24 protein-coding genes are annotated in these 23,022 nt (G+C 59.7%); 11 read left to right on the top strand and 13 right to left on the bottom strand.

Annotated features, from left to right (window positions below):
- Window positions 1-5: 5 nt before the first annotated feature.
- From AC1RMF_RS20820 to AC1RMF_RS20805, 4 genes are all read left to right on the top strand, one after another.
- The gene (locus AC1RMF_RS20820; protein ID WP_493144025.1) at window positions 6-554 is read left to right on the top strand and encodes a hypothetical protein; all 549 of its coding nucleotides are present in this window, start codon (window positions 6-8) and stop codon (window positions 552-554) included.
- A complete protein-coding gene (locus AC1RMF_RS20815) occupies window positions 551-721 on the top strand; it encodes a hypothetical protein (RefSeq protein WP_342619146.1) in 171 nt (56 codons plus the stop codon). Before AC1RMF_RS20820 ends, AC1RMF_RS20815 begins: the two co-directional genes overlap by 4 nt.
- A 115-nt stretch (window positions 722-836) precedes the next feature.
- Window positions 837-1,145 carry a high-potential iron-sulfur protein gene (locus AC1RMF_RS20810; protein ID WP_342619145.1) on the top strand — a complete coding sequence of 103 codons (309 nt, stop codon included), beginning with the start codon at window positions 837-839 and terminating at the stop codon, window positions 1,143-1,145.
- 23 nt (window positions 1,146-1,168) lie between these two features.
- Complete coding sequence (locus AC1RMF_RS20805; RefSeq protein ID WP_493144023.1) at window positions 1,169-1,489, top strand: ATPase with chaperone activity; 321 nt, start codon at window positions 1,169-1,171, stop codon at window positions 1,487-1,489.
- Between the two features lie 15 nt (window positions 1,490-1,504).
- Here AC1RMF_RS20805 and rsmI read toward each other — a convergent pair whose 3' ends face one another.
- A complete protein-coding gene (gene rsmI, locus AC1RMF_RS20800) occupies window positions 1,505-2,419 on the bottom strand; it encodes a 16S rRNA (cytidine(1402)-2'-O)-methyltransferase (protein ID WP_493144021.1) in 915 nt (304 codons plus the stop codon).
- 1 nt (window position 2,420) lies between these two features.
- Here rsmI and AC1RMF_RS20795 point away from each other — a divergent pair, with 1 nt between their 5' ends.
- From AC1RMF_RS20795 to AC1RMF_RS20785, 3 genes are all read left to right on the top strand, one after another.
- Entirely contained in the window at window positions 2,421-2,810 is a 390-nt protein-coding gene (locus tag AC1RMF_RS20795; RefSeq protein ID WP_493144019.1) for a YraN family protein, read from the top strand.
- A gap of 98 nt (window positions 2,811-2,908) precedes the next feature.
- A complete protein-coding gene (locus AC1RMF_RS20790; RefSeq protein WP_342619141.1) occupies window positions 2,909-3,508 on the top strand; it encodes a phosphoheptose isomerase in 600 nt (199 codons plus the stop codon).
- Window positions 3,505-4,137, top strand: coding sequence for a BON domain-containing protein (locus AC1RMF_RS20785; RefSeq protein WP_493144017.1), 633 nt, complete (start codon window positions 3,505-3,507; stop codon window positions 4,135-4,137). The genes AC1RMF_RS20790 and AC1RMF_RS20785 overlap by 4 nt, the downstream gene beginning before the upstream one ends.
- A 64-nt stretch (window positions 4,138-4,201) precedes the next feature.
- Here AC1RMF_RS20785 and AC1RMF_RS20780 read toward each other — a convergent pair whose 3' ends face one another.
- From AC1RMF_RS20780 to AC1RMF_RS20770, 3 genes are all read right to left on the bottom strand, one after another.
- Entirely contained in the window at window positions 4,202-5,110 is a 909-nt protein-coding gene (locus AC1RMF_RS20780) for an NAD(P)-dependent oxidoreductase (protein WP_493144014.1), read from the bottom strand.
- 3 nt (window positions 5,111-5,113) lie between these two features.
- A complete protein-coding gene (locus tag AC1RMF_RS20775) occupies window positions 5,114-6,250 on the bottom strand; it encodes a PilT/PilU family type 4a pilus ATPase (RefSeq protein WP_342619138.1) in 1,137 nt (378 codons plus the stop codon).
- Window positions 6,251-6,405: 155 nt separating this feature from the next.
- Window positions 6,406-7,449: a type IV pilus twitching motility protein PilT gene (locus AC1RMF_RS20770; RefSeq protein WP_342619137.1), complete on the bottom strand. Its 1,044-nt coding sequence runs from the start codon at window positions 7,447-7,449 to the stop codon at window positions 6,406-6,408.
- Window positions 7,450-7,493: 44 nt separating this feature from the next.
- On the opposite strand from AC1RMF_RS20770, the gene AC1RMF_RS20765 reads away from it, so the two are divergent.
- The gene (locus AC1RMF_RS20765; RefSeq protein WP_493144011.1) at window positions 7,494-8,189 is read left to right on the top strand and encodes a YggS family pyridoxal phosphate-dependent enzyme; all 696 of its coding nucleotides are present in this window, start codon (window positions 7,494-7,496) and stop codon (window positions 8,187-8,189) included.
- A gap of 12 nt (window positions 8,190-8,201) precedes the next feature.
- On the opposite strand, the gene AC1RMF_RS20760 is transcribed toward AC1RMF_RS20765, so the two are convergent.
- A complete protein-coding gene (locus AC1RMF_RS20760) occupies window positions 8,202-8,687 on the bottom strand; it encodes an Lrp/AsnC ligand binding domain-containing protein (protein ID WP_493144009.1) in 486 nt (161 codons plus the stop codon).
- A 279-nt stretch (window positions 8,688-8,966) separates the two neighbouring features.
- Here AC1RMF_RS20760 and AC1RMF_RS20755 point away from each other — a divergent pair, with 279 nt between their 5' ends.
- Window positions 8,967-11,993, top strand: a complete 3,027-nt coding sequence (locus AC1RMF_RS20755; RefSeq protein ID WP_493144007.1) for an L-glutamate gamma-semialdehyde dehydrogenase — start codon at window positions 8,967-8,969, stop codon at window positions 11,991-11,993.
- A 274-nt stretch (window positions 11,994-12,267) separates the two neighbouring features.
- On the opposite strand, the gene AC1RMF_RS20750 is transcribed toward AC1RMF_RS20755, so the two are convergent.
- The 3 genes from AC1RMF_RS20750 to AC1RMF_RS20740 all read right to left on the bottom strand — a co-directional run bounded on the left by AC1RMF_RS20750 (window position 12,268) and on the right by AC1RMF_RS20740 (window position 13,996).
- Window positions 12,268-13,071, bottom strand: a complete 804-nt coding sequence (locus tag AC1RMF_RS20750; protein WP_493144005.1) for a TIR domain-containing protein — start codon at window positions 13,069-13,071, stop codon at window positions 12,268-12,270.
- A gap of 242 nt (window positions 13,072-13,313) precedes the next feature.
- The gene (locus AC1RMF_RS20745) at window positions 13,314-13,634 is read right to left on the bottom strand and encodes a helix-turn-helix domain-containing transcriptional regulator (protein ID WP_493144002.1); all 321 of its coding nucleotides are present in this window, start codon (window positions 13,632-13,634) and stop codon (window positions 13,314-13,316) included.
- A gap of 5 nt (window positions 13,635-13,639) precedes the next feature.
- A complete protein-coding gene (locus AC1RMF_RS20740; RefSeq protein WP_493144000.1) occupies window positions 13,640-13,996 on the bottom strand; it encodes a type II toxin-antitoxin system RelE/ParE family toxin in 357 nt (118 codons plus the stop codon).
- 243 nt (window positions 13,997-14,239) lie between these two features.
- On the opposite strand from AC1RMF_RS20740, the gene betC reads away from it, so the two are divergent.
- Window positions 14,240-15,754 (top strand): choline-sulfatase, encoded by a 1,515-nt coding sequence (gene betC / locus AC1RMF_RS20735; protein WP_493143998.1) that lies wholly within the window; start codon window positions 14,240-14,242, stop codon window positions 15,752-15,754.
- Between the two features lie 9 nt (window positions 15,755-15,763).
- On the opposite strand, the gene AC1RMF_RS20730 is transcribed toward betC, so the two are convergent.
- The 3 genes from AC1RMF_RS20730 to AC1RMF_RS20720 form a co-directional block, all read right to left on the bottom strand.
- A complete protein-coding gene (locus AC1RMF_RS20730; RefSeq protein WP_342619132.1) occupies window positions 15,764-17,332 on the bottom strand; it encodes a methyl-accepting chemotaxis protein in 1,569 nt (522 codons plus the stop codon).
- Between the two features lie 190 nt (window positions 17,333-17,522).
- The gene (locus AC1RMF_RS20725) at window positions 17,523-18,767 is read right to left on the bottom strand and encodes a sensor histidine kinase (RefSeq protein WP_342619131.1); all 1,245 of its coding nucleotides are present in this window, start codon (window positions 18,765-18,767) and stop codon (window positions 17,523-17,525) included.
- Between the two features lie 8 nt (window positions 18,768-18,775).
- Window positions 18,776-19,480, bottom strand: a complete 705-nt coding sequence (locus AC1RMF_RS20720; protein WP_342619130.1) for a response regulator transcription factor — start codon at window positions 19,478-19,480, stop codon at window positions 18,776-18,778.
- Between the two features lie 157 nt (window positions 19,481-19,637).
- On the opposite strand from AC1RMF_RS20720, the gene AC1RMF_RS20715 reads away from it, so the two are divergent.
- Window positions 19,638-21,101: a hypothetical protein gene (locus AC1RMF_RS20715; RefSeq protein WP_493143996.1), complete on the top strand. Its 1,464-nt coding sequence runs from the start codon at window positions 19,638-19,640 to the stop codon at window positions 21,099-21,101.
- Between the two features lie 50 nt (window positions 21,102-21,151).
- On the opposite strand, the gene AC1RMF_RS20710 is transcribed toward AC1RMF_RS20715, so the two are convergent.
- A complete protein-coding gene (locus AC1RMF_RS20710) occupies window positions 21,152-22,504 on the bottom strand; it encodes a GAF domain-containing protein (RefSeq protein ID WP_493143994.1) in 1,353 nt (450 codons plus the stop codon).
- Complete coding sequence (locus AC1RMF_RS20705; RefSeq protein WP_493143992.1) at window positions 22,501-22,977, bottom strand: hypothetical protein; 477 nt, start codon at window positions 22,975-22,977, stop codon at window positions 22,501-22,503. Before AC1RMF_RS20705 ends, AC1RMF_RS20710 begins: the two co-directional genes overlap by 4 nt.
- Between the last annotated feature and the right edge of the window lie 45 nt (window positions 22,978-23,022).

The following is a 23,022-nucleotide window of genomic DNA, read 5'->3' as shown; positions in this document are numbered from 1 at the left end:
AAGACATGCACACCACGACGCCCGACGCTGCACTGCGTGCCTTGCTGACCCAGGCCTATGAGGCCGCGCGCCATGCCGTGGGAGCAGATCGCAACATCGTGGTGTTGCACATTGGTGATGCGCAATGCGGGATCGTAGCCGGTACGGGGGCGCAACCGCAGACCCTTCATGCGCTGCCCATGGGGGCCGAGCGTACTGCACGCGAACATTTCCGCTCCGATCCCCCAACTGCGCTGGCCATGGAAAACGCAATCGCAGCAGTGGAAGACGTGGTCATGCCGCTTAGACCACTGTTGCCGCGTGATGCGTTGTTGTTCACCCTGGATGCTCCCTTGCGCGACCTTGCGACGCTCGCAGGAGTGCCAGCCAATGCCCGCGTGCTCTCGCTGGAGTCCATGGAACAGTGCTTCGACGATCTGACGGCGGTGGTCATGGGCACGCCTGCGGCGCGTCTGGGGCTGCCGGAGTCCAGATCTTTCGCCGCCAGACTGCTGATCCTGCGCGAGTTCATGCACCACATGCAGTTTGCCCAACTGGAGTTCATAGACCCTTGATTGCAGCAGCCCGGATGCGCAGCCGCATTCCACGCCTTTTTCAGCGCAGCTCCTGGCATTTCGCCCTGGACCGCAATACCGTTCACTATCTGGCGTATCAGATCGCGGCCTACGTGATACTGAACCTGGGGGAAGACGTCGCCATGGCGGCCTTCATGTTTTGTTAATTGACCTACATCAGGGGCTATTCAATTTCTGGTTGGTAGGTCAACGGCGGTAGGCGACAATGCGTTGTGCTTTTACATACTCCCCCCTGTTAACTAACCTTTGAGGATTTTCCCCATGAGCAATCGTCGCGAATTCATCGTTCAATTTGGCCTTGGCGGCGCAGCAGTGCTTGCTGCTGGTCAGTCTTTCGCCCAAGGCGCCATGGTCGCCGATGCCGATCCTCAAGCTACAGCACTGGGTTACCACGCTGACGGCACCAAGACCGACAAAACCAAGTTTCCCAAGTACGCTGCTGGCCAGCAATGCAGTTCCTGTGCCTTGTTCCAAGGCAAGGCTGGTGACAAGGCTGGCGGCTGCCCCCTGTTTGCCGGCAAGCAGGTGTCCGCATCTGGCTGGTGCAGTGCTTACGCCAAGAAGGCCTAAGCCAAGCACTGCAAGGATTGCATTTGTCTGAAGACAATCAGATCGAGATTCCGCAGTCCTTCATAGCGCTTTTCATTGAACCGGGTCGCAGCAAACCAGCTGCAACCCGGTTTTTTATTGCCGAGCGCTATGAGTTGTGCGAGGACATGGCCAACATGCTGACGCAGACCGCGCAGGAAATGTTGCACGGGTTGGGCATTACCGAAGCGGACGTGTTGCAACGGTGCTACCTGGGGCTGGTTGCCGGCGACGCAGTGTTCAGAGTGGCCGAGGCCGAATGGGTGGTGCGCCGACTGGCCGAACTATCACAATGGCCGCAGCCATTGCAGCTTTCAGCTCCTTAGAACCTCCCAAGCTTTTCAGTCTTGTTTCTTTAGCAACAGTGCTTGCTCGTATAGTGCATTGCGTGGCTGGCCGGTGATTTCAGCCGCCAGTCTGACGGCGGATTTCAGCGGTAGCTCTGCCATCAACAAGGTCAAGATCCGTACCACATCACCGCCCTGCGCAGCAATGGCGGCAGGGTGCAGCACCAGCGCGAATTCGCCACGCAGCCGATTGGCATCGGCCTGCAGCCAAGCCGAGAACTGGCCGGCGGACATGGTTGCAATTTCCTCGAACTGCTTGGTCAGCTCACGCCCCAGGGTTAGTTGCCGGTCTCCCAGAACCGCCAGCGCCTGCGCCAAGGCCTCAATACGGTGGGGCGCCTCCAGCAACACCACGGCGCGCGGTTCCTGGGCCAAAACACCAATCGTGTGCGCTCGCTCGGTGCTCTTGCTGGAAAGAAAGCCATGGAATACAAAGCCCGGCGTGTCCGCCGACTCGCTACCGATGCCCGCAACACTCAGCAGCGTGGTGACGCTGCTGGCACCGGGCAGCGGAATGCAGCGCAAGCCCTGCTGCGTCGCGACTGCCGCGAGCCGTGCGCCGGGGTCGCTGATGCCGGGCGTGCCCGCATCGCTGACATAGGCCACTCGCAGGTTCTGCCGCAGCCTGTCGATGACGGTCTGCGCAGCCTCGGACTCGTTGTGCTGGTGTACTGCCAGCAGCTGGCCGGCGCTTTTGTCGATGCCGTAGGCGCGCAGCATCTGCTGGGTATGGCGCGTGTCCTCGCAGGCGATGACGTCGGCCAGCTCCAGAACATGCAGGGCGCGCAGGGTGATATCGGCCAGGTTGCCAATCGGCGTGGCCACCACATAGAGCGCCCCTTGCGGATAATGCTGCGAAGAGGCCGCCTCGCGGGCGGCACCCCGGGCAGAAGAATAAGAAGCGCTCACTATGGAATTCCCATCATCAAAATCACCGCACAAGGCCACCACCAAACAGACTGGTGATGCCGCAGAAGGCGTGGCGCTGCGTTACCTGCAGCAAAAGGGCTTGCGCCTCATACAGCGCAATTATCGAACCCCGGGCCGGGGTGGCGGCGAAATCGATCTCATCATGGCCGCGCCTGACGGTACCACGGTGTTTGTGGAGGTACGTAGCCGCGCGTCGGGAGCGCACGGCGGCGCTGCCGCCAGCATCGGGTTTGTCAAGCAAAGGCGCATCATTTTTGCGGCGCGCCACTACCTCGCAAGGCTGCGGCAGTTGCCCCCTTGCCGATTTGACGTGGTACTGGTGGAGCCGGATGGTGTGCAGTGGCTTCAGGCCGCATTTGACGCCAGTTGAGATGCGTTGGGCGCCCAAAGACGTTTGGTAACAAATGCCATTGTTTCGCGCAGGGACTGCTTCACAAGGGATTTATGTCGGGCAGGTATCATTGCCCCATGCTGGAACAACGAATTCACCAACACTTTATCGATAGTGCCGACTTGAAGTACCAGTCGGCAGAGGCGCTGAGCAAACCCATTGCGGCCGCAGTACAAGCCGTAGTGGCAAGCATCACCAGTGGTGGCAAGGTGCTGGCTTGCGGAAACGGCGGCTCGGCAGCCGATGCCCAGCACTTCTCCGCAGAGTTTGTCGGACGGTTCGAGCGTGATCGCCCCGAACTGGCCGCCATAGCGCTGACTACCGATACCTCCATCATCACGGCCATTGCCAACGATTACGACTTCAATGTGATCTTTTCGCGCCAGGTGCGTGCGCTGGGCCAGCCCGGCGACGTGCTGTTGGCCATTTCCACCAGCGGCAACTCCGCCAATGTGTTGGCCGCCATTGAGGCGGCGCACGAGCGCGAAATGGTCGTCATCGGCCTGAGCGGTCGGGGCGGCGGCAAGATGAACCATGCGCTGCGTGACACCGATGTGCATATCTGTGTCCCCCATGATCGCACCGCACGCGTTCAGGAAGTTCATATTCTGGCTTTGCATTGCATTTGCGATGCGGTCGATGCCCTTTTGTTGGGCGATCAGGAAGCGTCTGCATGAAAACATTGATTCAAAAATCCGTACTGGGTGTGACCCTGCTTGCTGCCGTGGCTGGGCTCTCCGGCTGCTTTCCATTGGTGCTGGGTGGCGCAGTCACCACCGTGATGGTGGCATCCGACCGTCGCACTTCAGGAACCGTGGTGGAAGACAACGGCATTCAGCTCAAGGCCAACAACCGTATCGACGATAGTTTGGGTGACCGTGGGCATATCGATGTCACGGCCTACAACCGCCAAGTGCTGCTCACCGGTGAAGTGCCGTCCGAGCAGGATAAGCAGTTGGTCGAAAAAATTGTCGCCAATGTGGAAAACGTGCGTAGCGTGCTCAACGAGCTGGCCGTCATGGGCAACTCCACATTGGGCCAGCGTTCTTCCGACGCGCTGGTCACCAGCCGCGTGAAAGCCAACCTGGTTGACGCGAAAGACCTGTATGCCAATGCCTTCAAGGTCACCACCGAGCGTGGCACGGTGTACCTGATGGGGCGCGTGACAAAACGTGAAGCCGATCGTGCGACAGAAGTGGTGACGGCGACCTCGGGCGTGCAGAAGCTGGTGCGCATACTGGAGATCATCAGCGAAGACGAGTTGGTTCGCATGATGCAGCAACCATCGGACGCCAAGGCGCAGTAATTTGGCTTCCAACAAAAAGGCCCGGAACAATCCGGGCCTTTTTGCTTTCAGGTGTTGATGCGCTTTACTTGAGTCGTTTGATCAGGCTGCTGGTGTCCCAACGTCGGCCCCCCATCTGCTGCACGTCCGCATAGAACTGGTCGACCAGTGCCGTGACGGGCAGGCGGGCACCATTGCGCTTGGCCTCGTCCAGCACCAGTCCCAGGTCCTTGCGCATCCAGTCCACTGCAAAGCCGAAGTCGAATTTGTCGGCCACCATGGTCTTGCCACGGTTGTCGAGTTGCCAGCTTTGTGCCGCACCCTTGCCGATGACGTCGAGCACCTGGTTCATGTCCAGGCCGGCGCGCTGGCCGAATGCAATGGCTTCGGACAGACCCTGCACCAGACCGGCAATGCAGATCTGGTTCACCATCTTGGCCAACTGGCCCGCTCCGCTTTCTCCCAGATGCGTGTAGGCGCGCGAAAACGCCATCGCCACCGGTTGGGACTTGGCAAAGGCCGCCGCATCACCGCCACACATCACGGTCAGCATGCCGTTTTGCGCCCCGGCCTGGCCACCGGATACCGGCGCATCGATGAATTCCAGTCCCGCCTGCTTGGCGATGGCATGGAGCTCGCGCGCCACGCTGGCCGATGCCGTGGTGTGATCGACAAAGACAGCGCCGGGCTTCATGCCGGCAAATGCGCCGTCGGCACCGAGGGTGACGCTGCGCAGGTCATCGTCATTGCCGACGCAGCAAAAGACAAAGTCAGCGCCCTGAGCCGCCAGCTTGGGCGTCGCAGCGAATGCATGCCGGTTGCCGAATTCGGCTACCCAGGCTTCAGACTTGGTTGCGGTGCGGTTGTATACCGTGACACGGTGGCCAGCTTTGGCCAGATGGCCTGCCATGGGGTACCCCATGACACCAAGACCCAGAAAAGCAACAGAAGCAGGAGAGGAGGTTTCGTAGGTTTTGGCGTTGATGCTGGACATAAATTACATGATGGCGAGGTTTTCGGTGCCGGCACTCAGGTCTTGCGACTTGCCGCGCACGCTGTTGAGTTTAATCTGCAGGCGCAAATCGTTGAGCGAGTCGGCATTGCGCAGGGCATCTTCATAGGTGATCTGATTGTTCTCGTAGAGATCGAACAGCGCCTGGTCAAACGTTTGCATACCCAAGTTGCGGCTCTTCTTCATGATCTCCTTCACTTCAGAGACTTCGCCCTTGAAGATCAAGTCGGATATCAGAGGGGAGTTGATCATCACCTCCACCGCGGCCATGCGGCCCTTGCCATCCTGTTTGGGGATGAGGCGCTGCGATACCAGCGCCTTGAGGTTGAGCGACAGGTCCATGAGCAACTGCTGGCGCCGCTCTTCCGGGAAGAAGTTGATGATGCGGTCCAGCGCCTGGTTGGCGCTGTTGGCGTGCAAGGTGGCCAAGCACAGGTGACCGGTTTCCGCAAAGGCAACCGCGTGCTCCATGGTTTCCCGGTCGCGGATTTCGCCCATGAGAATCACGTCCGGTGCCTGGCGCAAGGTGTTCTTCAGAGCCGCCTCCCAGCTGTCGGTATCCAACCCCACTTCGCGCTGTGTGACTACGCAATTCTTGTGGGCGTGCACAAATTCCACCGGGTCTTCGATGGTGATGATGTGCCCATAGGAATTTTCATTGCGCCAGTCCACCATGGCCGCCAGGGTGGTCGACTTGCCCGAGCCAGTAGAGCCCACCATGATGCACAGCCCGCGCTTGGACTGTACGATTTCCTTGAGCACCTGGGGAACACCCAGGCCGTCAATGGTGGGTAGATTGGCCGGGATGACCCGCAGCACCAGGCCGACTTTGCCTTGCTGGATGAACACATTGACCCGGAAGCGACCAATACCCGGAGGCGAAATGGCAAAGTTGCCTTCCTTGGTGCGCTCGAATTCCGCGACCTGCTTGTCGTTCATGATGGAACGTGCCAACGCCAGCGTGTGTGCGGAATTGAGCGGCTGGGGCGACACCTTGGTGACCTTGCCATCCACTTTGATGGCTGGCGGGAAGTCCGCGGTGATGAACAGGTCGCTGCCATTGCGACTGATCATCAGCTTGAGCAGGTCATTGATGAACTTCGTTGCCTGGTCGCGTTCCATTTCTGTGACTCCCTGTATCTAACGTGCGGATTTCTTGGCGCGCAAAAACGCAAACCAGAAATGCCGTGGAACCGGCTTTGCCGGGCCACTGGCGTTGCCCCCAGCAAGGGGGAAAGCGGTTACGCGCAGCGAACAAGCCGGGGGGTGTTCCATCTCTAGCCCGGGAAGTTTTCTGGGATCTTGGCTTTGCTGCGTGCCTCTGCCGGGCTAATGATGTTGCGCTTGACCAGATCCGCCAGATTCTGGTCCAGCGTCTGCATGCCTACGCTGTTACCGGTCTGGATGCTGGAGTACATCTGTGCCACCTTGGCTTCACGGATCAGATTGCGGATGGCGCTGGTGCCCAGCATGATTTCATGTGCCGCCACGCGACCCTGGCCGTCCTTGGTCTTGCACAGCGTTTGCGAAATCACGGCCTGCAGTGACTCAGACAGCATGGCACGCACCATCTCTTTTTCGTCGGCCGGGAACACGTCAATGATCCGGTCAATGGTCTTGGCGGCACTTGAGGTGTGCAGCGTGCCAAACACCAAGTGGCCGGTTTCCGCGGCGGTCATGGCCAGGCGAATGGTTTCCAGATCACGCATTTCGCCCACCAGAATGGCGTCCGGGTCTTCCCGCAGCGCGGACTTCAGGGCAGCGGCAAATGACAGGGTGTGCGGACCAACCTCGCGCTGGTTGATCAGGCACTTCTTGGACTCGTGCACAAATTCGATGGGGTCTTCCACCGTCAGGATGTGGCCAAACTCGGTTTCGTTCAGGTAGTTGACCATGGCAGCCAGCGTAGTGGACTTGCCCGAACCGGTGGGTCCGGTCACCAGCACCATGCCGCGTGGCTTGAGTGCCAGGTCGCCAAAAATCTTGGGAGCATTCAATTGCTCCAGCGAGAGGATCTTGCTGGGAATCGTCCGGAACACGGCACCGGCGCCGCGCTGGTGGTTGAAGGCATTGACCCGGAAGCGCGCCAGTCCGTCGATCTCGAAAGAATAGTCAATCTCCAGAAACTCTTCGTAATGCTTGCGCTGGGTGTCATTCATGATGTCATACACCATGCTGTGCACCTGCTTGTGGTCCAGCGGCTCCACGTTGATGCGGCGCACGTCACCGTGCACACGGATCATGGGTGGCAAGCCAGCTGAGAGGTGAAGGTCCGACGCTTTGTTCTTGACGCTGAACGCCAGCAATTGGGTGATGTCCACAAAGTCCTCTCTCGCTTGATGTTGTTTGGTACGCTTGGCAGATTATGACCATGATTGCCGACAATCTCCAGCGCGTAAGGGCCCGAATTGCGCAGGCCGCCACAGCCTGCCAACGCAAACCAGACAGCGTGACCTTGTTGGCTGTATCCAAAACCTTTCCCGCCGAGGCAGTGCGCCAGGCCTATGCGGCCGGGCAGACGGCGTTTGGCGAGAACTACATCCAGGAAGCCGTGGACAAGATCGCCGCATTGGCCGACCTGCCCCTGGTCTGGCACTGCATAGGCCCGATCCAGAGCAACAAGACGCGTCTGGTGGCTGAGCACTTCGACTGGGCGCATTCGGTAGACCGGCTCAAGATCGCTCAGCGCCTGAGTGATCAGCGCCCTGAGGGCTTGGCTCCTTTGCAGGTGTGTATCCAGGTGAATATTGACGGAGGGCCGACCAAGGCTGGTGTGGAGCCCGAAGCCGCGCTGGAGCTGGCCCGGCAGATCGCTGCGCTGCCACGCCTGCATCTGCGTGGGCTGATGACCATTCCCGAGCCTGCAGCCGATTTCGCGTCAGCCTGTGCCGTGCACACACGGGCGCGCGCCTTGTTCGATGCGCTCAACGCAGAGGGTCTGCAGCTGGATACCTTGTCCATGGGCATGACGGCAGACCTGGAGGCAGCGGTGCAATCCGGCAGCACCATGGTCCGCGTGGGGACGGCCATCTTCGGCAAGCGGGACTACGCCACCGCCTGAAATCCGAGCGCCTCAGCTGAGCTTGAGGTGCGTGGTGCTCTTCACTTCTTCCATCACGGCATAGGTGCGGGTTTCGCGCACACCGGGCAACTGCCACAGCACATTGCCCGCAAAGTCGCGGTACGCGCCCATGTCGGCGATGCGCGTCTTGAGCAGATAGTCAAAGCCGCCGGCCACCATGTGGCATTCCTGGATCTCACCATGCACCTGCACGGCCACCTTGAACGCATCAAACACGTTGGGCGTGGTGCGGTCCAGCAGCACCTCCACAAACACCGTCAAGCCTGCGTCCAGCTTGAGCGGGTTGAGGCGCGCCTCATAGCCCAGGATGTAGCCATCCTTGGTCAGTCGTTGCACCCGCGACAGCACCGCAGTAGGCGACAAAGCCACCGTTTCAGCCAACTTGAGGTTGGACATGCGGCCATCCGTTTGCAGACAATTCAGGATCTTCAGGTCTATGCGGTCAAGATCAGCGCGGCCGTTGGTGGATTGGGTCATGGCGTTATCTGGCCTCGGTTTATTTTGTTGATCACACGGTGCCCTCCACATTCTTTGCGATCCATGTGCAGGTAACCACTGCAAAAGCGCTCCCACAGTGGAGTTTGTCTCTTAAAGTTGATGAACTTGGTCATTATTGTGGTTGCTTTAGTCAATTTCGGTCAATATTGTTTGGAATTCATGCAAAGGAGATTTATCCAGCATTTGTAGATAAATATAGTGATTAATTCATGTGTGTAAGCCGGATGATCTCTCCCATCGCTAATATGAGGAGACTCTGTGCTAATCCATTCCCACCTTCCCACTCCCTATCGCCCCGAGAGTGAAGTCGTAGCCAGACTGCTGCAGGTTGTCACCACCGGCCTGGACTGGGCCTTGGCCGCCAAAATGGCCTCTCCCTGGGTGCAAGCGGTGCGCGACAACCCGCCGCCTTTCTGGGCGATGGAAAGCCTGTTGCGTGAATACCCCATCTCCAGTGCAGAAGGGCTGGCACTCATGCGGCTGGCCGAAGCGCTATTGCGCGTGCCGGATGCCGAAACCGCCATTGCCCTCACCGCAGACCAGCTGGGGCGCGCAGACTTCGAAAACAGCGGCGACAAGGTTCTGGCACGGCTTTCCAGCACCGCCATCGCCCTGTCCAAACACTTCTTGCCAGATCCACAAACCGGCCCGGGTGCGCAGGAAGAACCCGGCATCATGGCCAAGCTGGGTGCCAAGACCGTGGTCGCGGCAACCCTGCGGGCTGTGCAACTGCTGGGCCGCCAGTTTGTGCTGGGCCAAAGCATGGACGAGGCGATGAAAGAAGCCAACGCCGCACGCAAACATGCGCAAGGGCTCACCTACTCGTATGACATGTTGGGTGAGGGGGCCCGCACCGACGCGGATGCCCTGCGCTATCTGCAAAGCTACATCGCGGCGATCGACTTCATTGCCGGCCATACCGACACATCGGCAGCGCCCGAGCGCAATGACGGCATTTCCATCAAGCTCAGCGCCTTGCACCCACGCTATGAAGACGCGCAAAGCCAGCGCGTGCTCGACGAGTTGGTGCCGCGCGTCTGGAGCCTGTGCGAGCGCGCGGCCAAGGCCAATATCAATCTCACCATCGACGCCGAAGAAGTGGACCGGCTGGAACTCTCGCTGGCCGTGTTCGAGGCACTGCTGGAACGGGTGGCGCAGCATTGCCCACAATGGACCGGTTTCGGTCTGGCCCTGCAGTCGTACCAGACCCGCTCGCTGGAGCTCTTAGAGCACCTCACGGCCCTGGCACGCAAGCACAAGGTGCGGCTGATGTGCCGACTGGTCAAGGGCGCGTACTGGGACGCGGAGATCAAGCGGGCGCAAGAGCTGGGCCTACCGTGCTACCCGGTGTTCACCCACAAGCACCATACCGATGTGTCCTACCTGGCCTGCGCGCGCACGCTGCTGGATGCGCCGGACGCCATCTATCCCCAGTTCGCCACCCACAATGCGGCCACCATTGCCGCCATCCTGCAAATGGCCGCGCGCACTGGTGGCAAGTTCGAGCTGCAGCGCCTGCATGGCATGGGCGAGGGCGTGTACCGCGAGGTGCTGAAGAACCCCACCGTCTCTTGCCGTGTCTATGCACCGGTGGGCGCGCACCGCGACCTGCTGGCCTACCTGGTGCGCCGCCTGCTGGAGAACGGCGCCAACTCGTCCTTTGTGCACCAGATGGCCGATGAGTCGGTCAACATGCAGGAGCTGCTGATCTCGCCCTTGCGCCTGGAGCCGGTGTCATCGCTGCCCATGCCGATAGACCTGTTTGGCACCCATGCCGGTGCGCGCAAGAACAGCACCGGTCTGGACCTGACCGTGCCCGCCATGCGCTCGCCCCTGCTGGCTGCGCTGGATACCACCACCGTGCCACAGGTGGCCGAGGCCAATGTGCAAACCATCCCGCAGGCCTATGCATCCAGCTATGCCAGCTACAAGAGCTGGAGCCAGACGGACGTCAGCGCACGCTCGGCCATCCTGCGCCGCGCGGCAGACGCCATGCTGGCCAAGACGCCCGCCCTGTGCGTCATGCTGGTCAAGGAGGCCTTCAAGACTTGGGGCGATGCGGTGTCGGAAGTGCGCGAGGCGGTGGACTTCCTGCGCTACTACGCCGACGAGGCCGAACGCATCATGCAGCCCCTGCCCATGCCGCAGGTGCATGGCGTGGTGGCAGCGCCGTTCACCTACGGTGTGACGGGCGAGACCAACACCCTGCGCCTGACGGCGCGCGGCGTGTGGGTGTGCATCAGCCCCTGGAATTTTCCCCTAGCCATCTTCGCCGGCCAGGTGGCTGCGGCACTGGCCACCGGCAATACGGTACTGGCCAAACCGGCGGAGCAAACGCCTGGCATTGCACTGGCCGCCGTGCGCATCCTGCATGAAGCCGGTGTGCCGCAGGACGCGCTGCAGTTGCTGCACGGTGCTGGCGAAACCGTGGGTGCGGCCCTGGTGGCGCAGCCCGGTGTGGCCGGCGTGGTGTTTACCGGTTCCACCCAGGTGGCCAAGATCATCCAGCGCGCGCTGGCCGCCAAGGACGGCCCCATCGTTCCGCTGATTGCGGAAACCGGCGGCATCAACGCCATGGTGGTGGACTCCAGCGCCTTGCCCGAGCAGGTGGTGGATGCCGTCTGCCTGAGCGCCTTCCGCTCCGCCGGCCAGCGCTGCTCTGCGCTGCGTTTGCTCTGCGTGCATGAGTCGATTGCCGACGGCGTCATCGAGATGGTGCAGGGTGCTGCGCGTGAATTGCGTGCAGGCAACCCGGCCGAGCTGAGCACCGACGTGGGCCCGGTCATCGACCAGGAAGCGTTTGACAACATCCAGCGCCAGATCGACCGCCTGAGCAAGGAAGCGGTCGTCGTGGTCAAGCCGGATGCGTCTGTGCAGGCCGGTGTGAAGCATCTGATTGCGCCCCACGCTTTTGAGGTCAAGCGCATTGCCGACGTGAAGGCGGAAATCTTCGGACCCGTGTTGCAGATCGTGCGTTGGACAGGTGACCCGGCGCAGGTTGTGGAAGAGATCAACGCCCTGGGCTACGGCCTGACCTTTGGCATCCAGACCCGCATCGACTCACGCGCCAACGCGCTGGCACACGCGGCGCACATCGGCAATGTCTACGTCAACCGCAACATGATTGGTGCGGTGGTGGGCGTGCAGCCGTTTGGCGGCGAAGGCTTGAGCGGCACCGGACCCAAGGCGGGTGGGCCGCACTATCTGTACCGCTTCTGCGCGGAGCAGACGGTGACGGTCAACACCACCGCTGCGGGGGGGAATGCTGCGTTGTTGGCGCGTTGATTTTTCGGGCCGCGTGTGGTGAGGCGGGCGGCGCAGCTTGCGCTCTCCGGCTCACCTCGCGGGCGGCTATTGCTGGTGCGCTTGGGTTGCTGCGTCAACTTGGTTGTTGATTGGGCGCCTCTGTGGCAACCACGAATGGCGCCTGCGCTCGCAAGCTGCACCGCCCGCCTTGGGGGATGGGTGGGAAATGGAGTGTTGTGGGTTGGTAGATTGCAATCCACTGTCCTTGATATTTGAACTACAGCGTAGCTGGCGAAGTCTGCTTATATGCCCTCTAAATCCAGCTCCCAATTTCATAGCCGCACGCCATAAGCTCTTTCGATACCTCTGCCTTCCACGCACCTTGCGCATCGAAGTTGACGTAGACCACACCACTGATGTCGTTTGGGGTTTCGATGTCACCCTTCACAAGCGCACAGACATTTTCCCGGCCAAGCTTAGCCATAAGGTAGCCGTGTTCAAAGACTACGTTCTGCCTTGCGCGATTTCTTGGTTGAACCTTAGTGTCCTGTGCTCCCCTTCCGTGGTCGCACGGGGTGTACAAAATAAGCGCGAAGTCCGCATCATTTGCATAACGCTCAATTTTTTCAATGATTGTCATACCTGCGCTTGCTTGCTCATGCAAAATTATTGGCTCAAGTCCAATCACTCCAACAAATCGAGCAACCTCTTGCTTCACTTCATTGTCTCGTCCATGAACAATGAATACCTTTCGTTTGTTCCGTGCTACAGAAGATTGCTTACTTTTATTAAATAGTGCAGATGTAGCCGTTGGCAGATTGGTTGTAGCACCGAACTCCAATGTATCGAGAAGAGGTGTGAACTCTTCAGATAGATAAGACCGTCGCTCTGCGTACGTACCGAACTTGCTTTTGATGAACCCCCAAAACGAATCAAGGTTTCGGTGTGTTCGAACCCATGATGGAATGAGACTTGACGTTTCTGTGTCTGTCAAAAGTTCTCGACGTAGCGCTTCGTACTCCCTAGTGTCCGCGTTACCTCCCGTTGCGTGCGAAACAAGCAGGTTCAACAAGTAATTTACTTTGTCGAATTTTGTCTGCAGGAATTCGATACTCATAGTTTCGTTTGCTTGTTATGGTTATCTATATTCTGGCAGACAGGTCACCGCAATAAGGGAAGTTTCTTGGTTTGAGGAAATCATGATGGCATCTGAATCAGCAGCCCGTGTGTCTGCTCCGATAACGTCTCCCTAGCAGGTAGACCAATCGCGAGTCCCATTCTCCGTTGCCACAGAGTCGCCACACCAGCTACGGCAATGGCTGCAAAACGTCTTTTTGGTGAGAGCCGGGTTGCGGTCTTTCAGACTGCGACAGAGTGCGCTGAGAGGTTCACCTGAAGCTTCTCGCGCACAGCCCGAAATATGGCCGCCAAGTTGTCCATGCTGGGATTGCCCGTAGGGGACAGCATCCTGTGCAGGCTTTTGCTAGGTTTGGCGGTCAGCATTGCAAGTTGCTCAAAACCAATTGTGGCGTTGACGAGGTCACGCAGAATAAGACGGGCCGTTTCAGGCTCACCGTTGAGAAACAGAGTCGCTGCCTCATCCAGAAGCGCTTGCGCAAAAGAGGCGTCACTTTGAACACGCTCAACGACGGTCTCTTTGAAATTTCTAGTCAGTGCCATTTCTATTACCCCTTGTGCTTGCTGGCCATCTTGGACGCCATCGCCCTTTTGCGGGCTTTGTACTCAGCCAATAGTTCCTTGGCCCTATCAATGTCACGTTGCTGTCCTCGCTTGGTGCCACCACCGAATAGAACAATAAGCGTGTCGCCATCTTTTGCAAGATAGATCCGGTAACCGGGCCCCCAGTCAATGACGTACTCCCCCATGCCATCAAACCATTTGATGTTGGACGTATTGCCCAACTCCATGCGCAGCTTGGCAACGGTCACCTTGGCAGCCGCCTGGGATGAAAGGCCGTCAAACCATTGTTTGTACGGGTTGGAAGCGTCTTCGCGGATGTACTCTTCGACTTTGATCGCCATGCGGAATGGTAACACATACGTTACTTCGTTGGACTGCGAATATTTGGCGACCTATCAGCCATCCATTCGCCATCGCCACCAAGACCAAGCCCCCCACCACGGCGTTAACGGAATAGTGCAGGTCGCCCGGAAGCAGGCACCGGAGAGCGTGGGCCAGAGAATGCATGGATGGTCTGATGGCCCACCTACCCATGGGCGCTACCATTTCCTCTTCCCTCGCCAATAGAAAGAAAGCCCAAGTCCATGGCCGCCAAACGCCCGCATATCCTGTTCATCATGGCCGACCAGATGGCCGCGCCCATGTTGCCCATGTACAACCCGCAGTCGGTGGTGAAGATGCCGCATCTGAGCCGTCTAGCGTCCGAAGGCGTGGTGTTCGAGTCGGCTTACTGCCCCAGTCCTTTGTGCGCGCCCTCGCGCTTCAGTCTGGTCAGCGGCCAGTTGCCCTCCAAGATTGGCGCGTACGACAATGCTGCGGACTTTGCTGCGGACGTGCCCACCTACGCGCACTACCTGCGCAACCTGGGCTACCGCACGGCGCTGAGCGGCAAGATGCACTTTTGCGGTCCCGACCAGTTGCATGGTTATGAAGAGCGCATGACCAGTGACATCTACCCGGCCGATTACGGCTGGGCGGTGAATTGGGATGAACTGGAGGTGCGCCCCAGCTGGTACCACAACATGTCTTCCGTGCTGCAGGCCGGCCCCAGCGTGCGTACCAACCAGCTGGACCACGACGAGGAAACCATCTTCAAGGCGCGCCAGTACCTGTACGACCATGTGCGCAACACGCCGGATCAGCCCTTCTGCCTGACCGTGTCCATGACGCACCCGCATGACCCGTACACCATTCCGGCAGAGTTCTACGACCTGTACCGCGATGAAGAAATTCCCATGCCCGCGCACCCGATTGCGCAGGTCGACCAGGACGTGCATTCCAAGCGCCTGCTCAAGGTGATCGACCTGTGGGACAAGCCGCTGACCGAGGAGTCGATTCGCCGTGCGCGGCGCGCCTACTTCGGCTCCTGCAGCTATGTGGACTCCAAGATTGGCGAGCTGCTCAAGACGCTCAAGGACTGTGGTCTGGAAGACGACACCATCATCGTCTTCTCCGGCGACCATGGTGACATGCTGGGCGAGCGCGGCCTTTGGTACAAGATGCACTGGTTCGAGATGGCCGCACGCGTGCCCATGATCATCCACGCGCCCCAGCGTTTCCAGGCGGGCCGCGTGGCGGGCAGTGTTTCCACCATAGACCTGTTGCCTACCTTTGTGGAGTTTGCTGGCAGCCAGGTAGATGCGCGCCTGCCGCTGGATGGGCGCACGCTCATGCTGCATCTGCAGGGCCAGGGCGGGCACGACGAGGTCATTGGCGAATACATGGCCGAGGGCAGCAAGACGCCGCTGATGATGATCCGCCGCGGTCCCTGGAAGTTCATCTACTCGCAAGACGACCTGTGCATGCTCTACAACCTGCAGAGCGACCCAGCCGAGCGCACCAACCTGGCCGGTGACGCCAAATACAGCGAGATCCTGCAGGCCTTTCTGGCAGAGACCGCCAAGCGCTGGGATCTACCCGCGTTGCACCAGCAGGTGCTCAACAGCCAGCGCCGCCGCCGACTGGTGTACAGCGCACTGACCAAGGGCAAGCTTACGTCGTGGGACCACCAGCCCTTTGTGGACGCCAGCCAGCAGTACATGCGCAACCACATTGATCTGGACGACCTGGAGCGCCGGGCGCGCTTTCCGCGCCCCTAGTCCGGTGCGTTAGTGGGTCAAGCGTGGCACGGCGTCTTCGTCCTGTGCCACCTTGAATACCGCCACCGTGCCCACCAGCTCTTGCGCCTGAGATTTCAGGCTGCTCGCAGCCGCCGCCATCTGTTCCACCAGGGCGGCGTTTTGCTGGGTGGAGCGGTCCATCTGTGTGACTGCTTCACCAATTTGGGCCACACCTGCACTTTGTTCCGAGCTCGCGGCGCTGATCTCGCCCATGATGTCGGTCACGCGCCGGATGGAGCTCACCACTTCCGTCATGGTGACGCCAGCCTTGTCCACCAGCGCCGAGCCCTGTTCGACCCGCTCCACGCTGGCATTGATGAGCGACTTGATCTCCTTGGCGGCCTCAGCTGAGCGACCGGCCAGGCTGCGCACCTCGGAAGCCACGACCGCAAAGCCCCGCCCTTGCTCACCCGCCCGGGCGGCTTCCACGGCTGCATTGAGGGCCAGGATATTGGTTTGAAAGGCGATGCCGTCGATCACGCTGATGATGTCGCTGATCTTGCGTGAGGACTCGTTGATGCCCTTCATGGTGTCCACCACCTGTGCCACCACTTCACCGCCCTGCACGGCCACCGTGCTGGCATTCATGGCCAGTTGATTGGCCTGACGGGCATTGTCGGCATTCTGGCGGACGGTGGAGCTGAGCTCTTCCATGGATGCGGCCGTCTCCTCCAGTGCGCTGGCCTGGCCTTCGGTGCGGGCCGACAGATCGTTGTTGCCGTGGGCTATTTCGCTGCTGCCATTGGCAACCGCCTCAGAGCCCTGGCGCACCCTGGACACCACGGCAACCAGGCTCTCGCGCATTCTTTCCAGAGCCATCAACAACTGGCCCAGGTCGCCTTCAACTTTGGCGCGGATGGGTGTGCGCAGGTCACCGTCGGCAATGGACTCGGTTGCGCTCAGGGCATGGGCCAATGCAGTGCGGATGCTTTGCGCCAGTTTCCAGGCCAGAAAACCGCTGAAGAGGATACCGATCAATCCCAGTGTCAGGATGATGTTGGTCGCACGGTCAATCCGGTTGCCGATCTGTGTGCTGCCTTCATCCATGCCGTTCTGCTGTTCCAGCGCGAAACCGTCTAGCACTTTCTGGTAGCTCTGCAGGGATGGCATCAAGGAGTCATAGAACTCCGATCGGGCGTAGTCGGAAGAGCCGGAACCCAGGGCGTCCAGGAAGGACTTTCTGGCCTTCTGGTATTTGTCGTCCGCCTTGGCAATTTCAGCAAAGGTGGGGGAATCCTTGGACGTCTCGGCAAAGGTGGCCTTGGCCTGGTCGATGATTTTCTTGTTGTCATCAACCTGCTTGTGCAGCACGTTCAACTTGTCCGGGTCGCCAGTGGCCAGCATGAAGCCGAACTGGAGTGCGTCCTGCGACAGAGTGGAATGCCACTGCCGGGCAGCCCGTTCCCTTGCGACTTCGTTCTTCATGAGCGCACGGGACGCAGAGCCGACACCACGCAACTGGCTCCAGCTGGCGATCAGGATGAGGATCAGGACCCCCCACATCACGGCATAGCCCACCATGAGGCGTGATGCGGTCGTCTTCCGAAACTCCAACATAGCTTGACTCCAAGTATTTTTGTTGCCGTTGCGACCCCCTCGCCACGGCGCGTCAGCCAAGTGTAAGGCGTGGGCCGATAGGCCAAAAACATTCAATGCGAACTAGCTGTTAGCCCGAAATGGTATAGCTCCCCCGATGTGGCTGGCTGCTTCAGAGTGGTGTGCGTGCTTTCCCAGGCCCGGAGTGGACTCAGGCAACTGGCAAGGCCATCGGCAGGTAAACCTCGACACTGGTTTCGCCGACCTTGCTGTTTATGGTGAGTTGTGCGTGGATGGCGCGGGCGCGCTCCTGCACGGCGGCAAGGCCTTTTTTGAAGGGGTTGCCGGTGTCGAATCCGTGCCCGTTGTCCACCAGCATCAGGCATACCCCATCCGACGTGCACGCATCCGCTCCCGTGCGGACATGTGCCACCACCCTGAGCGTAGTGGCATGCGAGTGTTGCATCACGTTGGACAGAACCTCCAGCAGCAGGAACTGCAGTTGCCGCATGGAATCCACTGACAGGTAATCCAGATGGGGCAGCATGCCCACATCCCAGAACAATTCGAGGTGCATGGCCCGCAAGCGCGGCTCCATGCGGTAGCGCAGGTTGGCCAACAGCGTGGTGATGTCGCCGGGCTCCAGGTGCATGGCGTCTATGGAAAGCTTGAGTTGGTCCAGCGAGTCGCGCAGCGTGGCCAGCACTTCGGCGGTGTGGAACGCGGGAGATTGCAACTGCCGGATGGCCGAGCTGATGTGTGCACCCACGCCATCATGCATGTCGCGCAAGATGCGGGTGCGCTCCAACACCCGTGCCCGCTCTGCCTCGCCTTCGCGCAGACGCAGCTCAGCGCGGGCAAGCTCTTCCCTCTGTAAAAAGAGCAGGCGCTTTTGTCGTTCGGCAAGATACCCCGCGGTGCCCCCAATCAGGTTGGCAGAGAAAAGGAAAAAGTCGTGCCCGACGAGCTCTGTAACCGGATACGGGTGCCATATGCCAAAGACCACGTTGTACAAAACCAGCAAACTTAGGTCCACCCCGAGTGCGTAGACAAAGCGCACGCCAACAAAGTTGTAGGTGTAAAACGCGACTTCAACAATCAGCGGGTAAAACGCCGACGCGTAGTCATCGTGCACCATGGTCTGCATGGCAATAAGCCCCCAGCCTGCTGCAAACCCCACCATGGAAAGACCCATGTGACAGTGTTTTGCAAACCATTGCGTGGGATGCAGCAGCAGCATCAGAACAGGAACCAGCATTGCAGTCAGTCGCATGGACCAAAGCCCTGTCACCTGCGGTGCGGGCAACACCAGATCCAGCACAAACCCGTGCACCAGATAGACCAGGATTCCCATCCAGACGGCAATCTTCCCCTGACGGGCAACGCGTGCCAGAGAGGCTTCTGCAAAAGCGCGCTCCAGCGTCTGGTCCGAAAAGCGCAGCGTCAGCCAGTGCATAAGCGCGCTCAGCGTTCCGCGGAATTCAGCAGACCAAGGCGCCCGGCCTCGAATACGGCTTCATTTTTGGAATGCACCGAGAGCTTGGCGTACAAGTTCTTGATGTGGGTTTGCACGGTATGCACGCTCACCCCTTGCAGGCGGGCGATCTCCGCATAGGAAAAGCCGCGCGCAACCAGGTCCAGCACACCCTGCTCACGCGGTGACAGCGACGGCGTGTTGTCATCGGCGGGCTTTTGCGCATCCGGCGTGCATTTTCTGGTTGCTTCGGCAACTGGCGGTTGGACGGCATGCAGGTACCTGCGCAGGACCTTGCGTGCAATCATGGGCGAGATGGGAGAAGCGCCAAGCTTCATCTCGGTGATGGTGTGCGCAATGTCGTCCGGCGTGGCATCTTTGTGGATGTAGCCCAGGGCACCCGCCTCAATGCTTGCCAGCACGTTGTCATCGTCACCGAACATTGAAATCACCAGCGCCTCGCATTCGGGATGCTGCTGCCTGGCAAAACGGATCACATCCAGTCCGCTGCCATCCGGCAGGCCCAGGTCGGTGAGAAGCACGTCAACTCTGTTGCTGGGGTCCGAGAGAAACGCCTTGGCTTGCGCCACATTGTTCGCGCATCCGGCCAGCGCCAGCTGACTGCTTTTGCCCACGCTTAACGCAAAAAAATCCACGGTTTCCGGATCGTCTTCAACGATAAGCACATGCCACATGGTGTGGGAGTCCTACATAAATTGACAAGACCGGAGCATATCGCCTTGGTGGACTCCAGTCGCTGTTGTTCCATCCCCCTTTTATGGGATGCCGTAATACTGCACGCAACAGTAACCTGTGCCGTCTCTTACCCATACCGACAAAGGAAATGCACATATGAAGACGATTCAAGCCAGGGCTGGTCTACTTGCGGTGGCAGCGGCCATATTGGTGGCGTGCGGTGGTGGGGGCGGAAGTTCTCCCCCGGCGACGGGCACCACGGCTACCACCACCTCCTTGTCCGGCGTTCTCACGGATGGACCTGTCAAAGGGGTTTGTTATCTGGCATCGCCCTCAGGACTCAATGGCACCACCAGTGCAACTGGGGCCTACAGCTTCAGTGCGGGCGATTCGGTGGCTTTCTGGATTGATACCAGCGGAACCGGATGCGGCACCACCGCGGCGAACAACTCCAGTACCACCGGCATTTCACTTGGCACAGTGTCACCCGGCACGACGGCCACCGGGACCACGGAGCAAACATTCATCCTGAGCCTGTCGACCGGTTCACAGGCGGCAGAAACGTTGCAGGCGCTGAACCACGGGACAACCAGCAATATGGACGTCAGCGGTATCACCCTGCCAGCGGCGAACGTGCAGGACATCAATACCTACATTGCCAGTTCCGGGGACAACACAGGAACGGCGAGCAATGTTGTCAACCTGTTTACTGCCGCCCAGGGGGCTGCGAAAGTTGCGAGCGTCACTTTGGTGCCCAATTTGCCGGTGACCAATGCGTTTCAGTTGACGGTGGTGAACAACCTGTCGACAACCATCAGCAGCGGACTGGGAACTGCACCAACCAATTTCAGCATTCCCGAAGGAACGCTGGTGTTTGCAATCAACAGTGGCAACGTCACCGCAACCACCTACCCTGCAAACTCCGTAGGACCCTATTCCAAGGCCAGAATTTTGTATTACGGAGCCAATGGCGCGGGCCGACGCATTGTGTCCGGCACCATGTCCACCGCCAGCACGTTCTCACTGACGGGAACGACCGGCGACAACCTGCTGGTGGTGGATCAGCCCCTGACCTACTCGGTGTCGGGCAACACCGTGTCCATTGCGGTTCAGAAGAGCAACAAGAATGGCGTTCGTACCAACAATGTGGCCTCTTCCAAGACCATGACCTACTTCGATGGCAAAGCCGGCTTCTATACCGGGCAGGCCACCACAACGAATATTGCCAATGGCTACACGGAAAGCGAAACGTTCACCGGTGCAGATGTGCGGCTTACACCGCTGACCAATGCCATGCTGGCGGGCAAAGTCGTCAAGATAGTTGCGCCGAATTGCACAAACGGAGTGGCCTCCATGACCTTCTCGGCCGATGGCACAACAGCCGCATCGGATTGTGGCGGCACTTCTACCTTTACACCCATGTCGGATATCCCCGGCGTGATGGTGGTGACCAGCCCGGTCGGCGCCCAAGCCGGCAACGATGGATCCATTCTGTTTGTGGGCCTGGATGGCTCCAGCGTGAGTGCAGGATCTGCCCTGGTCTTTGTAACGGGCAATCCCGGAGTGACTTCCACCGACTATCCGGCCTGGGGCCGTCTGTCCATCATCTCGGTCAAATAGCCCTGCCTGGATGCGCTGGAGTGGTGGGCGCGATTTCGGGGTTGCCGAGATCAGTCCACCTGCTTGAGCTCGACGCTCCCCTGAACACTCAGGCGTAGCCGTCCGCGTCCGCATTTTTCGATCGCAATGCCCATGGCCTGGTCTGCCAGGCGCCGCCGCAGCAGGACCAGGCGCGCCTCCAAGTTGTCCACCACGTCTGGCAGGCCCAGGTCCGGATTGAGACGGATCTCGCGGTTGCTGAACTCGGTGCGTCCGTCACGCACATACTCCTGTAGCAAGTGCCACAGAATGGCGCCGGCCACGCCCTTGATGATGTAGGTATCGTCGAAGAAGATGCTGCGGGACTCGCGGAAGCAGCGCACCCGCAGGCTTTGTGCAGGCGGCGGCGCGGCCACCACGGAGTCTTGCGGGGCGGGCGTCTCGGCATCGATGGAGCCGTCGCCGCCTTCCTGCAGCGCACGCATGCTTGCGGCGACCTGTGCAGCCAAAGCAGCCAGCGTGTCCTCGTCGTCGTAGCTGAATCGCAAGTCCACGTTGCTCTCCACAAACAGCACACCGCACACCTTGCCGGCCTGCATCAAAGGCAGGCCCAGCTGGCTGTGCGGATCTGCTAGGCCCGGGTAGGGGATCTCGGTGGAAAGCGTGCGCCCTATGCCGTCCTGCAGCACCACATCACGTATGGCCTTGCTGTAGCGGTAGGCTTGCGTTACCCAACTTACACGGATAGCTGACTTTGCTTCTGCGCAGACACCGATGACGCCATCGCCCAGCGCCACTTCCGAGCCCACGCCCGAAGTGGAATAGCCCCGGCTGCCGACGGTGTAGAGGCGTGTACCGCTTTCATCGAGCATGAGGAAGATGGCATGTTCTATGCCCATCTCCTGTTCCAGCACATCCAGTGTGGTATCCACCAGGGCGCTCAGGGAGGCGCATTCCGCGATGCGCTCACTGCACCGGCGCAGTGCCGACAGGTGGTTGCGATCGGGCACTGGAGCGGGCAGGGTATTGCCCGACAACGCCTCGACGTTCAACACCTCGTAGATGTCGGAGCCCAGCAAACGAAAGACAGCACTCATGCCCGTGTGCGAGGCAATGCCTTCCAGATGCGCTTTCATGCGCTCGAACAGGGGGCCGCTGCTTTCGGTGCGCAGATAGTGCAAGCGCAGACGGTATATCTGAGCTGTGCGCGGATGGACGATGGTTAGCTGGCCATAGGGGTTGGCCAGGATGTTGCGTCGCGTCTTGTTGAAGAACTGGTACGACAGTGCAATGTGCGATCGGTCTACATACTGCACCTGCGACAGAAAGGCCACATTGGGCTCCCCCTCTGCTGAGCAGGTGGCCATGACGCCGGGTATGACGCCTTCCATGGCCTCGCGGATGTGGTCTATGCGCACGTTCATGGCGAGGGCTCGACTGTGCGCCCTGCACGAGGTCCGGGTGTTTGCTCAAACACGCTGTGGATGGTGAAGTCGATTGCCACCAGGTCGTCGGGACACTGGTCAAAGGCCGCACGCGCAAACGCCTCCCTGACATTCACCAGCCGCAACTCCCTGACCATATTCGACACGTGGCGCTCGAGCAGCGCAGCATCCGTTGCATCGACGGCGCGCACGCGGGCATCCTGTCCCTTGAGTTGCAAGCTGAAGTTGGTGAAGGGCACGGTGAACACGGCAGCGATCCAGCCGTTCGATGCAATATCGGCCATGGCCTGGGACGCATGGTCCCTGCGTGTCCACACCGTTGCGGACTTGCGGTCTTCTGCCACGTGGCCACCCATACTCCAACACACACTGGGCGCCATCGTTGCACTGCGCGTGGCAATGACCACATCGCTGCGCGTATTCAATAGCTCCAGTTGCTGAATGCTGATCATGGGGTGGCGAATGTATTTAGCAAAATTTTAAGCTTCCTTTATCAA

The organism is Rhodoferax sp. GW822-FHT04A08 (genome assembly GCF_058801025.1).
Note: the sequence above shows the minus strand (reverse complement) of the source record. Positions and strands in the feature narration are given on the sequence as shown.

Excerpts from the sequence above, each read along its gene's own strand:
- AC1RMF_RS20820 (WP_493144025.1), top strand. The coding sequence starts at position 6 with ATGCACACCACGACGCCCGACGCTGCACTGCGTGCCTTGCTGACCCAG.
- AC1RMF_RS20810 (WP_342619145.1), top strand. The coding sequence starts at position 837 with ATGAGCAATCGTCGCGAATTCATCGTTCAATTTGGCCTTGGCGGCGCA.
- AC1RMF_RS20795 (WP_493144019.1), top strand. The coding sequence starts at position 2,421 with ATGGAATTCCCATCATCAAAATCACCGCACAAGGCCACCACCAAACAG.
- AC1RMF_RS20790 (WP_342619141.1), top strand. The coding sequence starts at position 2,909 with ATGCTGGAACAACGAATTCACCAACACTTTATCGATAGTGCCGACTTG.
- AC1RMF_RS20785 (WP_493144017.1), top strand. The coding sequence starts at position 3,505 with ATGAAAACATTGATTCAAAAATCCGTACTGGGTGTGACCCTGCTTGCT.
- AC1RMF_RS20780 (WP_493144014.1), bottom strand. The coding sequence starts at position 5,110 with ATGTCCAGCATCAACGCCAAAACCTACGAAACCTCCTCTCCTGCTTCT.
- AC1RMF_RS20775 (WP_342619138.1), bottom strand. The coding sequence starts at position 6,250 with ATGGAACGCGACCAGGCAACGAAGTTCATCAATGACCTGCTCAAGCTG.
- AC1RMF_RS20765 (WP_493144011.1), top strand. The coding sequence starts at position 7,494 with ATGACCATGATTGCCGACAATCTCCAGCGCGTAAGGGCCCGAATTGCG.
- AC1RMF_RS20760 (WP_493144009.1), bottom strand. The coding sequence starts at position 8,687 with ATGACCCAATCCACCAACGGCCGCGCTGATCTTGACCGCATAGACCTG.
- AC1RMF_RS20750 (WP_493144005.1), bottom strand. The coding sequence starts at position 13,071 with ATGAGTATCGAATTCCTGCAGACAAAATTCGACAAAGTAAATTACTTG.
- AC1RMF_RS20745 (WP_493144002.1), bottom strand. The coding sequence starts at position 13,634 with ATGGCACTGACTAGAAATTTCAAAGAGACCGTCGTTGAGCGTGTTCAA.
- AC1RMF_RS20740 (WP_493144000.1), bottom strand. The coding sequence starts at position 13,996 with ATGGCGATCAAAGTCGAAGAGTACATCCGCGAAGACGCTTCCAACCCG.
- betC (WP_493143998.1), top strand. The coding sequence starts at position 14,240 with ATGGCCGCCAAACGCCCGCATATCCTGTTCATCATGGCCGACCAGATG.
- AC1RMF_RS20730 (WP_342619132.1), bottom strand. The coding sequence starts at position 17,332 with ATGTTGGAGTTTCGGAAGACGACCGCATCACGCCTCATGGTGGGCTAT.
- AC1RMF_RS20725 (WP_342619131.1), bottom strand. The coding sequence starts at position 18,767 with ATGCACTGGCTGACGCTGCGCTTTTCGGACCAGACGCTGGAGCGCGCT.
- AC1RMF_RS20720 (WP_342619130.1), bottom strand. The coding sequence starts at position 19,480 with ATGTGGCATGTGCTTATCGTTGAAGACGATCCGGAAACCGTGGATTTT.
- AC1RMF_RS20715 (WP_493143996.1), top strand. The coding sequence starts at position 19,638 with ATGAAGACGATTCAAGCCAGGGCTGGTCTACTTGCGGTGGCAGCGGCC.
- AC1RMF_RS20710 (WP_493143994.1), bottom strand. The coding sequence starts at position 22,504 with ATGAACGTGCGCATAGACCACATCCGCGAGGCCATGGAAGGCGTCATA.
- AC1RMF_RS20705 (WP_493143992.1), bottom strand. The coding sequence starts at position 22,977 with ATGATCAGCATTCAGCAACTGGAGCTATTGAATACGCGCAGCGATGTG.